The organism is Leptolyngbya sp. FACHB-8 (genome assembly GCF_014695575.1).
In the GTDB taxonomy this organism is placed as follows: domain Bacteria; phylum Cyanobacteriota; class Cyanobacteriia; order Elainellales; family Elainellaceae; genus Vacuolonema.
Map to the genome: position 1 here is coordinate 18,819 of NZ_JACJOO010000087.1, position 15,232 is coordinate 34,050.

The 15,232-nt window shown below is 49.6% G+C and carries 9 protein-coding genes; 6 read left to right on the plus strand and 3 right to left on the minus strand.

Features of this window, described 5'->3' with window-relative positions; all coding sequences use genetic code 11:
- The first annotated feature begins 119 nt into the window (after positions 1-119).
- The gene (locus H6F91_RS24930; RefSeq protein WP_190772993.1) at positions 120-893 is read left to right on the plus strand and encodes a hypothetical protein; all 774 of its coding nucleotides are present in this window, start codon (positions 120-122) and stop codon (positions 891-893) included.
- Between the two features lie 255 nt (positions 894-1,148).
- On the opposite strand, the gene H6F91_RS24935 is transcribed toward H6F91_RS24930, so the two are convergent.
- Positions 1,149-4,313, minus strand: coding sequence for a hypothetical protein (locus H6F91_RS24935; RefSeq protein WP_190772992.1), 3,165 nt, complete (start codon positions 4,311-4,313; stop codon positions 1,149-1,151).
- A 1,075-nt stretch (positions 4,314-5,388) separates the two neighbouring features.
- The gene (locus H6F91_RS24940) at positions 5,389-6,144 is read right to left on the minus strand and encodes a ZIP family zinc transporter (RefSeq protein ID WP_190770483.1); all 756 of its coding nucleotides are present in this window, start codon (positions 6,142-6,144) and stop codon (positions 5,389-5,391) included.
- A 426-nt stretch (positions 6,145-6,570) separates the two neighbouring features.
- Here H6F91_RS24940 and H6F91_RS24945 point away from each other — a divergent pair, with 426 nt between their 5' ends.
- From H6F91_RS24945 to H6F91_RS24955, 3 genes are read left to right on the plus strand one after another with little or no spacing between them, the layout of a single operon-like run.
- Positions 6,571-7,854, plus strand: coding sequence for a hydroxymethylglutaryl-CoA reductase (locus tag H6F91_RS24945; RefSeq protein WP_190770484.1), 1,284 nt, complete (start codon positions 6,571-6,573; stop codon positions 7,852-7,854).
- A gap of 39 nt (positions 7,855-7,893) precedes the next feature.
- Positions 7,894-8,814 carry a UbiA family prenyltransferase gene (locus H6F91_RS24950; protein WP_190770485.1) on the plus strand — a complete coding sequence of 307 codons (921 nt, stop codon included), beginning with the start codon at positions 7,894-7,896 and terminating at the stop codon, positions 8,812-8,814.
- A 39-nt stretch (positions 8,815-8,853) separates the two neighbouring features.
- Positions 8,854-11,460, plus strand: coding sequence for a PEP/pyruvate-binding domain-containing protein (locus H6F91_RS24955; protein WP_190770486.1), 2,607 nt, complete (start codon positions 8,854-8,856; stop codon positions 11,458-11,460).
- A 616-nt stretch (positions 11,461-12,076) separates the two neighbouring features.
- On the opposite strand, the gene H6F91_RS24960 is transcribed toward H6F91_RS24955, so the two are convergent.
- Positions 12,077-12,400, minus strand: a complete 324-nt coding sequence (locus tag H6F91_RS24960) for a hypothetical protein (RefSeq protein WP_190770487.1) — start codon at positions 12,398-12,400, stop codon at positions 12,077-12,079.
- Positions 12,401-13,491: 1,091 nt separating this feature from the next.
- On the opposite strand from H6F91_RS24960, the gene H6F91_RS24965 reads away from it, so the two are divergent.
- Positions 13,492-14,427 (plus strand): ABC transporter permease subunit, encoded by a 936-nt coding sequence (locus H6F91_RS24965; RefSeq protein ID WP_190770488.1) that lies wholly within the window; start codon positions 13,492-13,494, stop codon positions 14,425-14,427.
- 2 nt (positions 14,428-14,429) lie between these two features.
- Positions 14,430-15,230, plus strand: coding sequence for an ABC transporter permease subunit (locus H6F91_RS24970; protein ID WP_190770489.1), 801 nt, complete (start codon positions 14,430-14,432; stop codon positions 15,228-15,230).
- Positions 15,231-15,232 lie beyond the last annotated feature (2 nt).

Here is a 15,232-nt window from a genome sequence, read left to right on the forward strand (position 1 = left end):
CTTTGGACTGCCCAATTTCATCGCTTAAATGAGAAACCGCAGCAAAATCAGCTGATTGGAAGACTCATTAATCGCGGAATTTAGCCAAGCTAGAGATTAATTGGATCCTGGCTTGACCCATGTTTGCGATCGCGGCCGAAGCTCCAGTAGCTTCCATCAACTTAATTCCTATAACAGGCCTGTTTGCCGTAACCCTGGCTCTCGTTCACCTCTTTTCAGGGCGATTGCGATTCTTGGGTACGGTTCCTCGAAGCCGCTGGCTATCGATTGGCAGTGGTGTATCCGTTGCCTATGTATTTGTGCATGTCTTGCCAGATTTGAGCGAGGCCCAGGAATCCGTTCAACGCAGCCTGGATGAAAACCTGGCCTATTTGGAGCATCACGTTTATTTGGTCGCGTTGCTTGGGTTGATTATTTTTTATGGGTTAGAACGCGTGGCTAAAGTATCGCGGCGGCGCAATCGTGATACAGGCCATGGCGACACCACCAGTGCCGGAGTGTTCTGGCTTCACATAGCGTCTTTTACAGCCTATAACATGCTCATCGGTTATCTTCTAGTCCATCGGGAAGTGCCAGGGCTGATGAGCCTGTTGTTCTTTGCGATCGCCATGGCCCTACATTTTGTTGTGAATGATCATGGATTGCGTGAACACCACAAAAAAATGTACGACCATACCGGTCGCTGGATTTTAGCCGCTGCCATCATCGCCGGATGGGTGATTGGCAGTGCAACTGAGCTTTCGGAGGCAGCGATCGCAATGCTATTCGCATTTCTTGCAGGAGGTGTCGTGCTCAACGTGTTGAAGGAAGAACTCCCCGAAGAAAGAGAAAGTCGCTTCTGGTCGTTTGTTCTTGGAGCCGGTGGATATACAGCGTTGCTGCTGGTGCTATAGCTTATCCTCATTACCGATTTGCTAGCAATGAAATGAGATGTGGAACCGCAGTTCCACATCTCATTTCATTGCTCCATTCAGCAACGCCCCAATTTGTATAGCAATAGCCATTGTGGTTGGGCCATCCCCCTCTTCCTTCTAATAGCAATGGCTGGAGTTATATAGCGCTATGCGCGCTGATTAAGTCCAGTTGGGTGTTTCGTTCCCATCCCACTGGACTTAATGCACTTGCACATTGCTGTAAGCTTTGTAAGCTTAGGCGATCGCGAAATTACGACTTGTGAGTTGGCCCACTCGAACATTTTCCAAGGTTGCCAAAGTCACAAATGTGGTGCCAGCCCCAACACCATCCTGATCGATTTGTATACGGGTAGAGGTACCTGATGCCGATAGCCGCACATAGCGGTCAAACCGGGCAAAGGGTGTACCCGTACGGAACGGAGTTGTACGGAACAACGGTGACAAATCAATGACATCCTGCCCTACCTGGAAGCCACGGATAATATCACCTTTTTCAGTCAGGCTGTTGTAACGGAAAGCATCGGTTCCCAATCCGCCTGTTAAGGTATCGGTTCCCAAACCACCGACGAGAATATCGTTACCATCTCCGCCATTCAATAGGTCATTTCCAGCATCCCCCTGAAGCAGATCATTTCCAGCATCGCCTGAGAGCTGATCGTTACCTACTCTGGCAAGCAGTCGATCGTTGCCGGCTCCACCGAAGATTACATCTGAACCAATCTCACCATTTAGAAGGTCATTGCCCTCTAATCCTCGGATTGTATCGTTACCCCCTGCTCCAGAAAGAGTGTCATTCGCCCGCGTACCCAGGATGGTTTCATTACCTGACTTTCCCGTGAAACGGCGACCTACAGACCCTCCAGAGAAATTGATGTTGGCAGGAGCCAAGGCCATTGTGCCTCGCTTCCAGGAAACGGCCGCTCCTGTAGCCAAAAGATTGCCTGCCAAATCGGCAATACCAGAGCTTGTTGCCAGAATACTGAGCGTGTACGAACCATCCAGAGTGGTTAGACCTGTCAGATTGCTCAGGGTATAGCTTGTCTGGCTGCTGTTAGCAGTTAAGGTTGCTCCTGCCAGGTTAAGGGCGACTCCATTACGAGTGAGAGATACATCTGCAATGTCAACCCCTGTCACCGATTCATTGAATGTAAAGCTCAGGCTGCTGGTTGCAACATTGTCGCGCCCATCTTGTACAACCGGGGAAACAGCTACCACACTAACTGTAGGAGCGGTCGTATCGATAAGAATGCCACTGGTATTCGGGCTTCCAGGAAGTGTCAGGACGGCATTATGATTTGATGCGTCCTGAAGGGTTGCGCCATTCAGATTAAGGGTGTCCAGGGTGATGCCATCAGTATCTGAATCTGTACTGGCTACGGTGTAACGGAAGACCAGTTGCTTAGTACCTGTACCTGAAACGTAGACAGCATTGGCTAGCCCGCTATTCAAGTTCAGTCCTAACGATGGGATACCGTTATCAGTATTGACATTCACCACTTCACTGAAATTGAGCGTAAAATCAAGAGCCTGATCGGCCCGGTAACGGCCTGCATTCGGTGCTTCCACCAATAAGATACTGGGTTCATCAGATCCAATTAGAATACCGCTTGTGGAAGGAATTCCATTTAAAGCCAGAGACGCGTTATTGCCGTTCGCATCACGGATGGTACTTCCATCCAATACAAGGGCTGTACCCAAAACAATACCATCACTATCTAAATCACCTTCAGCCACGGTGTAGCGGAACAGTAATGTGTTGCTACCGTTTCCGGAGATGTAGGTTGCGTTGACGGCACGGTTTGCCAGAATCAGGGAAAGTTTCGGTGTTCCGTTGCTCGTATTCAGCGTTACGGCTTCTGAAAAGGTAATGGTAAAGTTCAGGTTTTGCCCCACCTGATAAATGTTATTAGCGGGTAAGGCAACACCCGTAACGCTAGGAGCTATACCATCGATTTGAATACCCGCAGTGGTTCCCAAAGGGGGGAACGTGAGAGGGCTATTGGTGTTTGCGCTATCACGAACTGTGGCATTACCGGTTAACTCCAGGCTAGTTCCTACGGTAATACCATTAGTGTCTAACTGGCCGTTGCTGACGGTGTACCGGAAGGTATGTCTGGTCGCCGATGTACCATCTCCTACGAGCGTAGCGTAGACAACCTCACCACTATCGAGAGTAATGGGAATACGAACGCTCCCACCACCTAAGTTAATGGTGACTGCTTTTGAAAAGGTAACGGTAAAGTCCAGGTTTTCCCCGATGGTATAGGTGCGATCGCCTGGCAAACTCACACTATCAATGCCGAGCCTGTCCAACAGTTGGTAAAGTTCTACATCACCATTGGTATCTGTAGCTTGAAAGAATAGGTTGTCGTTGACAACTGTAAATCCCTTTGGAGAAGAACTGGCAGATTGATTGATATCAATTTTGACTGGGTTGTTATTCGTATCTAAGTAATACAGTTCGGTGTCGCCATCAACTGTTGCTTGAAAGAATAACTTACCGTTGAAGCTTGTTAGGAATTTAGGTGTAGAACTTCCTGTTGCACTGATATCAAGTTTAACGGGTGTATTGTCTGGCCTTAAGTAATACAGTTCTATATCCCCGTTATCATCCGTACCCTGAAAGAATAGCCGACCTTCTACATTCGCCAAATATTGAGGAAAAGAACTGCCTGTAGGATTGATATCAATCTTGGTGGGAACTTTGTTGGCGTCTAAATAATAAAGTTCATAATCGCCTGTCGTGTCAACAGCCTGGAAAAATAGAGTGCCATTAACGTTAGTCAAGAACTGGGGAAAAGAGCTACCACTCTGGTTAATGCCAATTGCGACTGGGTTGTTGGAACTATCAAGGTAATACAACTCATAATCATTATTGACGTTTGCTGAGAAATATAAAGTGTTATTGACATTGACGAAAGAGGTGGGAAATGAGCTACCTGCAGGATTGATATCAATTTCTACAGGGGTACCATTAGCGTTTAAATACCAAAGCTCATAGTCTTCATTTTCATTCACGTCAGTCGCTTGAAAAAATAAGGTGCCGTTATAGTTAAACAGCTGGTTTGGATAAGAGCTACCTGTTAAGTTGGCGTCAATCTTGATGGGGCTCTTATTTTCGTCTAGATAGTAAAGTTCCCAATCACGAGTGACACCAACACCACTAAAAAATACCGCGTCATTAATACTTACAAAGGAACGAGCATAGGAACTACCGATAGGGTTCACATCAATCTTTACAGGAGTATTGGTGCTGTCCAAATAATACAATTCATAATCTTCTACACCATTAACAGTATCTACAGCTCCAAAGAAAAGAGTACCGTTAGCACTTGCCAAATAGCTTGGAAAGGAACTGCCGTTTCCAACAACATCAATCTTTTGCAACTCAATGACCATTTCTCTAGCCTTCAAAATTTTTCTTGAGGAAATTTCAAAACAACGCATGAACCATCTTGAAGGGCCGGATAATCGGGTTATGCTGCTCTTAAGTGTCTATACAGATGTTTTCAGGTGCTGCTATGAAGTAAAACCCATGAGTTACCTACGTACCCATAGTTTATCTATGTAAACCCCCTTAGGTCGTTCTTTAATGTAAGAATTCACAAGTACTTTGTAATATGTTTCTTTAATCTAAAGAACGAGTAAAAAGCTTCCCTGAAGCCCCTAAAACTGCAAGAATTCCGGTACTAATTTCTCGAAAATACTTTAATAAAACTTTTCCGTGTATTTACATAAGCCCGTTTTATGTCAGTCCTAAATAACTTGTAAGATGGGTTTTGAGAAGTGGAGTCGGTGCAGATCAATCTATCTCTCAAAACCTTTTGAAATTGCTATATTTCCGATCACTGGATGCAACAGGAACAGTCCTGATTTGCTCAGATTTTGTATGTAAAGTCAGTATTACAGTGGTCTAAAATTTATTTTGGAGAGCTATAAAACTCATGATTTAACTCGTAAAAATACTGAAAGTTTGTATTTTTCTATTTCATTTTAAGGTTGAGAAACGTGGCATGGCTCATATCTTACATCTGTTCATAGACAGTCCCAACAATCTGGTAGGACATACATCTCATTTCATAGCTCTATAGCGATGTGCAAGTGCGTTAAGTACAGCAACGGTGGTGTGGGGCACTTCGTGCCCCACACCACCGTACTTAATCAACGTGCACAGCGCTATATTCAGCAACGGAGAAAATTGAGTTTTAGAGATGGTGTTTTTCGGGGAGTAATTTCTGCCCGAGTTAATGCTGGTGTTCCAGATGTGTGAAGGAACACTTTATGCCCCGTCACACTCCATCCACATATTCAGCAATTCTCAGTACGGGCTTCAAAGCTGAGAGTTCGTGCCCGAAGGGCACGAACTCTCAGCTTTGAAGCCCGAAAATAGCCCGCCGAAGGTGGGCTATTTTCGGGTTGGATTCCAAAATGAGAATTGCTGCCACATATTTGAGAAACCCAATTTAATCCCCGATCAGCCACCTAGCTTGCTCAAGGCAAATGCAGCCAGAAAACCGCATACGGTGATCAAACCTGTAAACTCATGAGCTTTTTCAAAGGCTTCGGGCATCATCGTATCGGCAATCATTGCCAGGATGCCACCAGCAGCGATCGCAATCGTGGCTGCAATAACTTCTGCTGAAAAATGGCTGAAGACAGCATCCCCCAACAATGCGGCAAGTCCTGACAGAATTGCAATACTGCCCCAAACACCGAAGACGTACTTCAGCGATCGCCCGGCCCGCTTCATCCCTGCTGCACTGGACAGCCCTTCGGGCACATTGGAGAGAAAAACTGCTGCTACCGTTACCCAACTGACCACGCCCCCCTCAATCATGCTGATGCCAATGGCAATCGATTCAGGAATACCGTCGAGAAGGGCGCCTACGGCGATCGCCAGACCACTTCCCTCTTGCTCATCCTCCTGGGCTTGGTGGCCGCCTGAACGCTTGCGGTGCTTTGCCCCGCGCTGCTCCAGGTAAAGGTTTACTGCGGTGTAAATTGCTGCCCCTAAGAGGAACCCGATCGCTGTGGAGTCAAAGCCACCCCGGCTAAAGGCTTCATCCATCAGCTCAAAGGCCAGAGCCGAGATTAATACCCCGGCACCGAAGGCCATAATAGCCGCAATCACTCGTTGGGAAATTCTAGTGTAATACCCTACGGCTGCACCCAGTAGTAGCGCTGATCCGGCCAAGAGCCCCCACAAACCTGCTTGTAACCAAAGTGGCATAACTGTCTTTCCTGCCCATTCACTGATGAGTTGCCTGAAATGGTGCGATCGCAACCCCACTTTGAGTGAATCGCCTTTGCTAGAAAAAACACACTGCCTCAAGCATTAATTCACTTAACCTCAGTTCGGGATAAGCTGAAGTGCCCATTTTGGCGTGCGCAAAGCACACGCCAAAATGAGCGTTTTCGAGTGCCGCGCAGCGCGCGGCACTCGAAAATGCCCTTAACCCGAACTCAGGTTCACTTAGGGCCTACAAATTTTGGTTTTGTTATGGGCAGATACTTTGTGAACTTGTGCAAAGCGCCTGCTGTCAAACCCTAGGTACAGTGTTCAGTTTGAGGAATTGGTACCTGACCCGACCGTATTTCAGTTTGAAGGGAATACCTTAGACATATCTCCTCTCAAACTTTTGTCCTACGCTCGGTTATGTCTACTCACTACCGTCAGGCTGCCCATTATTTAGATGAATTGCTGAAAGTTGGTAACTTTGAGCAACTCGAAGAACGTTTGCAACCCCGAGTTGCAGAAGTCACATCCCGAATACCCGGGGGGGCTCGCATGACTCCCGAGGCGATCGCTAAGCGTTGGCAGGTTTTGAATGCATCAGCGGAGGTGCAGGGGGCGATCGCTGACCCCATCACGATTGGCCACATGGACTGCTATCGCCGCCATATTGAAAATTTCATTGGCACCGTCAAAATCCCTGTTGGTATTGCAGGGCCTTTGCAGGTAAATGGGCTCTATGCGCAGGGGAGTTATTACATTCCTCTCGCTACAACGGAAGCAGCGTTGGTGGCTTCCTACAATCGAGGGGCGCAACTGATGACAGCAGCAGGCGGTTGCTCGTCGCTGTTACTGACAGAAGGGGTGACCCGTGCGCCAGGCTTTGCGTTTCGCAGCTTATCAGAAGCCGGGAAGTTTATGATGTGGGCGATCGCCCAACAACCTACCTTTAAGCAAATTGCTGAGTCCACTACCCGCCACGGCGAACTGGTCGATATACGTTTGACGGTGGAAGGCAACCACGTTTACCTGGAATTCCAGTTCACCACGGGTGATGCGGCCGGGCAAAATATGGTGACGATCGCCACGGAAGCCATCTGTCATTACATCCATGAAAATACTCCCATTCAACCCCAATACAGCTTTGTAGAGGCCAATTTATCTGGAGATAAGAAGGCCAGTGCCCAATCATTCCTATCGGTGCGGGGCAAAAAGGTAACGGCAGAGGTGTTGTTGCCTGGAGCCCTGGTGGAGAAGCACCTGCATACGACGCCTCGGGCGATGGAAAATTATTGGCGGATGTCAGCGATCGGTGGTACTCTTACAGGCACCATTGGGGTGCAGGGGCACTACGCCAACGGTCTGGCGGCGTTGTATCTGGCCTGTGGTCAAGATGTGGCCTGTGTGGCGGAGTCGGCAATTGGGGTGACTCGGTTTGAGGTAACGGCAGCCGACGACCTGTATGCCTGTGTAACCGTGCCTAATTTGATTGTGGGAACGGTTGGCGGTGGCACCAGTCTTCCCAGCCAACAGGCTTGTTTACAATTGATGGGCCTGGCAGGTAGTGGTCATGCCCGCGCCTTTGCAGAAGTGTGTGCAGGCTTGTTGCTGGCTGGGGAACTGTCCATTATTGGTGCGCTGGCTTCGGGAGAGTTTACCCGAGCCCACCAACGGTTAGCCCGTGGACGTGAGCCTGAACAGGAATAGGCATATAAAAAGTATTACATTGCAGGATTGACTGCTCCTATGGCTGAGTCGTCACGCTGGTGGATTTATTTACAAGAGCGATTTCCACCTTTCAAAAATGGATTATTAATTGCGGTGTTTGCAGCTTCAGCGGTTGGGTATACCGCGTTGCTTTTACCGAGCTCTAACACGTCTTTTTCTCTTACAAGCTCTATCCTGATTGCGTTTGTCGTTCTATTTCTATTCTTTTTTCAATTACGGGTTTGCGATGAGTTTAAAGATTATGCCGATGATCTACGGTATCGTCCTTATCGTGCAGTACCTCGGGGTTTGGTGAGTTTACAGGAATTGGGGGTGGCGGCGATCGCTGCAGCGGTCATCCAGTTTGGTTTCGCGATAACGTTGGGGCGATCGCTCGTATTTCTGCTGCTCCTGGTGTGGGGCTACATGCTGCTCATGCGGCAAGAGTTTTTTGTCCCGCACTGGTTGAAAGTACATCCGGTCATCTACATGCTGTCACACATGGTCATTATGCCCTTGATGGCGTTGTTCGCCAGTGCGTGCTATTGGGTGCCGGACAAAATTACACCGTCGTTAGCGTTGGGTGGTTTTTGGGCAGTCAGCTTTTTTAATGGATTGGTAATTGAGCTGGGCCGAAAAATCCGTGCGCCCCAGGATGAGGAAAAGGGAGTCGAGACTTATACGGCCTTGTGGGGAAGGTCTGCGGCGGTATTGGCATGGTTGGGGGCGATGGCAGGAATGGCGATCGCCACTCTAGGAGCTGCCTGGCCCATTCAAGAACTACCGTTGGTGGCATTGGCTTTGTTGTTCTTGTTAACGGCAGCGATGGTCGTGAGTTGGCGGTTTTTGAGTTACCCCGTGAAGGCCTGGGCAAAGGGATTTGAGCTGCTTGCAGGGGTGGGGACGTTAGTCGTGTATGCCGGTTTGGGAATCGTCCCCTGGGTGTTGAGCGTTCGATAATGCTCGTTTGCTGAACTCTATCTTTTAAGTTGAATGGGTATGAAAAATACTATCCCGGGTCTTGATTCTTCAGCATTGATACTTTCGTCTCATCAAGCTTCTGAGGCATTATCCCAATTGGGAGGAAAAGCCCGATCGCTCGCCCTTCTTTCCCAAGCAAACTTGCCTATTCCTGAATGGTTTGTTGTCACAACAGCAGCGTTTGAAGCGTGTTTAACAGAGGCACAAGTATGGGGGCAGGGCGATCGCTCTAAAGTACCGGCTCAGGTAAATTGGCCCGTAGCGATACGGGCAGAGTTGGTAGGAGCATTGGGGCACTTATGCCCCAATGGGGAATTAGTGGCGGTACGTTCATCTGCTCTAGATGAGGATGGATTGGCTCATTCCTTTGCTGGGCAATTGGAGAGTTTCCTAAACGTTGAGCTGGAGGATGTGCCGGAGAAAATTGTGGAGGTGTGGCGTTCGGGGTTTAGCGATCGCCTTCTAGCCTACCGACTGGAGCATGGTTTATCAGAGGTACCACAACCTCCCGCAGTGCTGGTACAGCGGATGGTACAGGCCGAGTGCGCCGGGGTAGCGTTTAGTGCAGATCCGGTGACGGGACGGCGAGGGGTGGCGCTGGTGTCGGCAGTGCGTGGTCTGGGGGATGCTCTGGTGTCCGGGGAGGCTGATGCGGAAACCTGGCAGGTGAGCCGTGATGGAGAAATTCTTTCCCATCAGGCATTAGTGGATGAGCGGGTGTTGACAGCAGAGCAAGCCCAGGCGATCGCAGCCCTTGCCCGTCATACGGCCCAGCATTTTGGCCGTCCTCAGGATGTTGAGTGGGCGATTGATGGCAGCGGTCAACTCTGGCTCCTGCAGTCACGCCCGATCACGACCCTGGCACAGATGGCAGATCCGGATGGCCCACTCCAAATTTGGGATAACAGCAATATTGCCGAGAGCTACGGCGGTATTACGACGCCACTGACATTTTCTTTTGCTCGTCGTGCCTATGAAGCGGTATACCGCGAATTTTGCCGACTGATGCGGGTGCCTGAGGGAGCGATCGCCCGTCATGACACCACGTTTCGTTGTATGTTGGGCCTGGTGCGGGGTCGCATCTATTACAACCTGTTGAATTGGTACCGAGTTTTGGCGCTGCTCCCTGGCTTCCGGGTGAATCGGCGGTTTATGGAGCAGATGATGGGGGTGCGGGAGGAACTTCCGGCAGATGTGTTGCGATCGCTCGAATCCAGCACTTTCCGCGACAAAGTACAGGACAGCATACGGCTCCTCAACACCTTGATGGGTCTGGTGAGCAATTATCGTACTCTACCCCGCCAGATTCAGCAGTTCTACCACCGCCTAAACGACGCCCTGGAGCTACCCCCCAACACCCTTGCCCAATGGCGTCTGGATGAATTAATTGCCTACTACCAGACCCTTGAACAAAAGCTCCTCACCCGCTGGGATGCACCTCTGGTGAATGACTTTTTCGCCATGATTTTCTACGGTGTGCTGCGAAAGCTAACGGTTGCCTGGTGTGGCGATACAGCAGGTACCCTACAGAATGACTTGGTGAGCGGCGAAGGCGGTATGATTAGCGCCGAGCCCGCCCAACGGGTGCGCCAAATGGCAGATCTGGCCGCCCTTCATCCCAACTTTGTCGAAACTCTGCTGTGTGGCTCCCAATTCCAAATTGAGCAAGCCATGACAACTCTACCCGGCTTCCAATCAGCCTATAAGGAATATCTGGAGAAATTTGGCGATCGCTGTCTGGAGGAACTCAAACTCGAAAGCCCTACCCTCCACGACGATCCCCTCATGCTTCTCCGTTCTATCGGCCACCTGGCCCGCCATACCTCTCACTCCTCTGCGCCCCTGCGCCCTCGTCCCCCTGTCTCCCTCCGCGAACAAGCTGAAATTCTCGTTCATCAACATCTGCGCTCCCGCCCCCTCCGACGACGCCTTTTTAATTGGGTGTTGCGAAATGCTCGGGATCGGGTGCGCGATCGCGAAAACCTTCGGTTCGAGCGCACCCGAGTGTTTGGTCGCGTTCGCCGTATCTTTGTAGAAATAGGTCAGCGTCTCTTCGCCCTGGATGTCCTTGATCACCCCCGCGACATCTTCTACCTCAACCTGGAGGAAATTCTCGGCTACAACGACGGTACTGCCACCTGCACCGACCTGAAGGGGATGGTCGCCCTCCGCAAAGCCGAGTTTGACCGTTATCATCAAATGCCATCAGCGGGCGATCGCTTTACGACCTACGGCCCCGTTCACCCGCTGCCCCTGACCCCGTTCACTCAGCCAACCAGCCAGCCAGCTACCTCCTCACTTACTTACCAGGGCCTCGGCTGTTGCCCCGGTATTGTTCGTGCTCCTGTTCAGGTCATCACCGATCCTAAAAATGCGGTGCTACAACCCGGCCGTATTCTGGTCGCCGAACGAACGGATCCGGGCTGGATTCTGCTGTTTCCTGGAGCAGCTGGGTTGCTGGTAGAGCGAGGTAGCCTATTGTCACACTCGGCTATTGTGTCTCGGGAAATGGGAATTCCGGCGATCGTATCGATTCCTGGTTTGATCCAATGGCTGAAGGATGGAGATTGGGTTGAGATGGATGGCAGCACAGGGCACATTAAACGGATTGATGAGCCTGCTTAATTCCCTTTAAGTGACAGGCATCATCCAACATCCAACCCAGATTTTTTCGTTGTAAAGGCTTCGCTTCTACAACGAAAAAATCTGGGTTTTAGAGTTTTTTCTAGTACTGCGCTTGAAGTGAGTTGAGCCGCGTACAAAAATTCCCATAGGGAAGTAGGGCTCAACCCAGAGCGATATCTGGAGCAACCCGCATTCTCTATGGGAAGAGGTGAACATCAGGCATTCTGCTAGGAACTACCGCATAGAAAATAATTATTCCGCACAAGATATAGAATTCTGTTCAGGAGCACTAAAGCCTCCTCCAGGCTTCGGGTTAAGGGCTTTTTCGAGTGCCGCGCGAAGCGCGGCACTCGAAAAAGCCCATTATTGCGTGCGCGTCGCGCACGCAATAATGGGCGGTTCGGCTTATCTCGAACTGACGTTAAAAAAGTCCTTGATACACGATTAAGTGATTGAATTTTGAGTATTTCAATTGCTAAGTTCGCTTTATCAAGCTCAGCTATTTTGCTGCGAAAAACCCAGGATCTTGCCCTTATCCCTCTAGGATAAGTCAGAATTCCTGGGTTCCTAAGTCCGCTTTAAGTGTGTGTTAATCAGCGGATGGGTGCTTGAAAAACTATCGCTGATCGGTATCTGAAACCAGTTTTTCAGCGTGCAGAAGAGATTCTAAATCCTTCTTAGACCACGACTGCATTGGGTAAGCAACGGCTGTAATTTCTGATAGCTTGATGAGCCAAACAGTCCGTGCATAGGGGCTTTCATCTCGTGCATCAGCTTCGCTGACATGTAGATAAACCACTTCAACGAACTCTTCATCGAGATGAATGGGAATTCCTACGAATCCTGTTTCCCGTGTACGAATGCGAATTTCATTACCATTTTGCAGAGATTCGGATAGCCGTTGGTACAACAGATTTGGAATTGATTTCAGTCCCATCATGTGCGTTCCTGTAGAGAAGGGTTTAAATTCTGACGAAAGGCCGGTTCTATTCAGTTGTATATACGACAGGCCCCTTTTCAGAAAGAGTTCCCATAACCCACTCTTTCCCATCAGAAATCCTCGAAGTTGTCTAGAAGGCGTTAGGCAGTCCGGATTTTTTGATGCAAAGGGTATCGAGAGCCTGGAAACGGATGAGCTTGCTTAAGTAGAAGCGGTTAACGGGGTAGACCTTGTATTCTACATGTCATCCCCCCCATGATAGAAGAATTACCGATCAGGTTCATAGGGTGGTATAAATTTTATTCAAGTATTTTTATAACCTTTCCGGTTGGATAAGGTCTGAAAGATAGGAGGACTTTGTCTAACGCCCCTATTTTAGGCCAGCAATTCTCGGTATGGGCATCAAAGCCAAGAGTTCACACCCGTAGGGCGTGAACTCTTGGCTTTGATGCTCGAAAACCGCGCGCCTTTGGCGTGCGGTTTTCGGGCCTAATTTCAAAATGAGAATTGCTGATTTTAGGCTTCACTCACTAGGAAAATACCAGATGATTGTATTCAGTCTGGGTTGGCAAAAGGGGTGTTTAGTGCTTAACTTCACGCGTTACCGCAATAGGATCGAACACAGCAATAACTCATGGGTCAGACTATTAGTTAAACCCTTATCTTGCACCTTTGCAAAACCAAAACTCAGAACCCCTATTTTTTCGTCGTACAGTCACGAAAAATAGAGGTTTTGAGTTCTGATGCAAGGTTTGAGTAAAACGATTGATTTTGTGTGAGTGGGCGTAAAAACAGGAACTTTAGACACGTAGCCTGAGCTGAGCTGAACAATTGTTTTTGCAGCGGTTGATATTTTAAAAGCCTACTGCTCAGCTACAACATCTTCTAATCTGATGAGGTACGAGGAATATAGCCCACTAGCCCATATTCCTCGTACCTCATCAGGCCGGAAAGGGTGATATGCAGCACTGTGTGAGTTGATTAAGTACAGAAGGGAGTGTGTGGTGCCACGTGCCATACACTCCCTTCTGTACTTAATCAACTTGGATACCGCTATAAGTGCTATCGTAAATCGGCAGTTTCCTGGAGGGATGGCCGTACCTGCAATGATCCCGATATTTCGTCAGCCACAGGAGAATCATTGGCTGAGTGCGCTATTGCAGCGATCGCAGCCCTATCTACTCCTCCTTCCGGCTCTAAGCATCATAGGCGTTCTGTTTGGGGGTGGCCTCATCCTGGCTCTGCTTCAGAGCTTGGGGTTCTTTACCCTACTAGGGCCGGGAGAATTGAGCCTGGACGCTTATCAGGCCGCTTTCTCTAACTCCGAATTTTGGCAATCGCTCCTGCAAAGCTTTTACATTGCGATCGTGGCGACTGCACTTTCCACCTTGCTCAGCATTGCCCTGGCGCTACTGTTGCGCTCTGCCGGGCGGTGGGCAACCCTGGCCTGCCAAATTACGCTACCGATCCCCCATTTGGTTGGAGTCGTTGGAATTTTGCTGCTGCTAGCCCCTAGTGGTTTACTGGCCCGTATTTTTCTCGGGCTGGGGTGGATTCAGTCAGATCAAGACTTTCCGCTGCTGGTCAACGATGGAGCCAGTATGGGCGTCCTCATTCATTTTCTCTGGAAGGAAATTCCCTTCATTACGCTAATACTGCTGGCGGTGCTACGCGGACTTAACCCAGCCTATGAACAGCAAGCTCGGGCTTTGGGTGCAACTCCCTGGCAATGCTTCTGGAACATCACATTGCCGCTGATGAAACCGGGGATTTTGTCGGCCAGCCTCATCGTCTTTGGCTTCATATTTTCCTCGTTTGAAGTGCCCTTTTTGCTGGGAGCCATCCAGTCGCGCACCCTGCCTGTATATGTCTATCGGGCCTTCACCGATACCGATTTAGCGCGGCGGCCTGAGGCGATCGCCCTTGGCCTCACCCTCTCGGCTATCTCCATTGCTGTGATTGCCCTATACCTGTGGGTTACAACCGCATCGCGTGCCGCCATTGCCCCTAAACTCCCCAACCGTTGAGTATGCCTCTATCCGTTCGTCAGCCTTTACTGCTGCTTGTGATTCTGGCTCTGCTGCTGCCCTTTTTGCCCCTGCTGTTCTGGTCGGTGGCGAAGGGCTGGTTCTTTCCGCAGATTGTGCCTCAGCAATGGACACTGGAGCACTGGCAGCAGATTTTCGCCACCAGTTCCCGTGTTGGTCAGGGGATTGTGCAAAGCTTGGCGATCGCCCTCATCACGACTCTCCTGGCTCTGCTGGTGGGCCTCCCTGCAGGTCGCGCTATGGGCCTTATGGAGTTTCCCGGTAAACCTATTCTGAAATTGTTTTTATTGACCCCCATTATCGTCTCTCCCCTGGCTACGCTGATGGGCATTCAGTTCGTGTTGATTCGTTTAGGGCTGAGCGGAACTTTGCTGGGGGTTGTGCTGGTGCATCTGATGCCCACAATTCCCTATATGACCCTGGTGCTGTCCAGTGTCTTTGCCAATTTTGATGTGGGCTATGAAATTCAGGCGCGATCGCTCGGCGCTTCCCCCTTCAAGGTCTTCTCCCAGGTCACCCTCCCGCTGATTGCGCCGGGCATCGCGGTAGGGGCGCTATTCGCCTTTCTGATTTCCTGGAATGAATTTCTAATGACTTTTTTTGTGGGAGCAGGGAAAGTTTTTACCCTCCCAATGGTACTGTTCACCTTGCTACAAGGGGGCAACAATGGGTTGATCGCGGCCGTAGCTATTACGTCCGTGATTCCAGGTTTTATATTTCTAGTTGTAGCGAGTAAAACGTTGCAGAACGATGCGACTTTGGGTGGTTTAGGAAGCGTTTGAAA

What these genes read in the sequence shown, in the direction of transcription:
- H6F91_RS24945 (WP_190770484.1), top strand. Translation starts at nt 6,571, where the DNA reads ATGTCTACTCACTACCGTCAGGCTGCCCATTATTTAGATGAATTGCTG.
- H6F91_RS24960 (WP_190770487.1), bottom strand. Translation starts at nt 12,400, where the DNA reads ATGATGGGACTGAAATCAATTCCAAATCTGTTGTACCAACGGCTATCC.
- H6F91_RS24965 (WP_190770488.1), top strand. Translation starts at nt 13,492, where the DNA reads ATGGCCGTACCTGCAATGATCCCGATATTTCGTCAGCCACAGGAGAAT.
- H6F91_RS24955 (WP_190770486.1), top strand. Translation starts at nt 8,854, where the DNA reads ATGAAAAATACTATCCCGGGTCTTGATTCTTCAGCATTGATACTTTCG.
- H6F91_RS24930 (WP_190772993.1), top strand. Translation starts at nt 120, where the DNA reads ATGTTTGCGATCGCGGCCGAAGCTCCAGTAGCTTCCATCAACTTAATT.
- H6F91_RS24970 (WP_190770489.1), top strand. Translation starts at nt 14,430, where the DNA reads ATGCCTCTATCCGTTCGTCAGCCTTTACTGCTGCTTGTGATTCTGGCT.
- H6F91_RS24950 (WP_190770485.1), top strand. Translation starts at nt 7,894, where the DNA reads ATGGCTGAGTCGTCACGCTGGTGGATTTATTTACAAGAGCGATTTCCA.
- H6F91_RS24935 (WP_190772992.1), bottom strand. Translation starts at nt 4,313, where the DNA reads ATGGTCATTGAGTTGCAAAAGATTGATGTTGTTGGAAACGGCAGTTCC.
- H6F91_RS24940 (WP_190770483.1), bottom strand. Translation starts at nt 6,144, where the DNA reads ATGCCACTTTGGTTACAAGCAGGTTTGTGGGGGCTCTTGGCCGGATCA.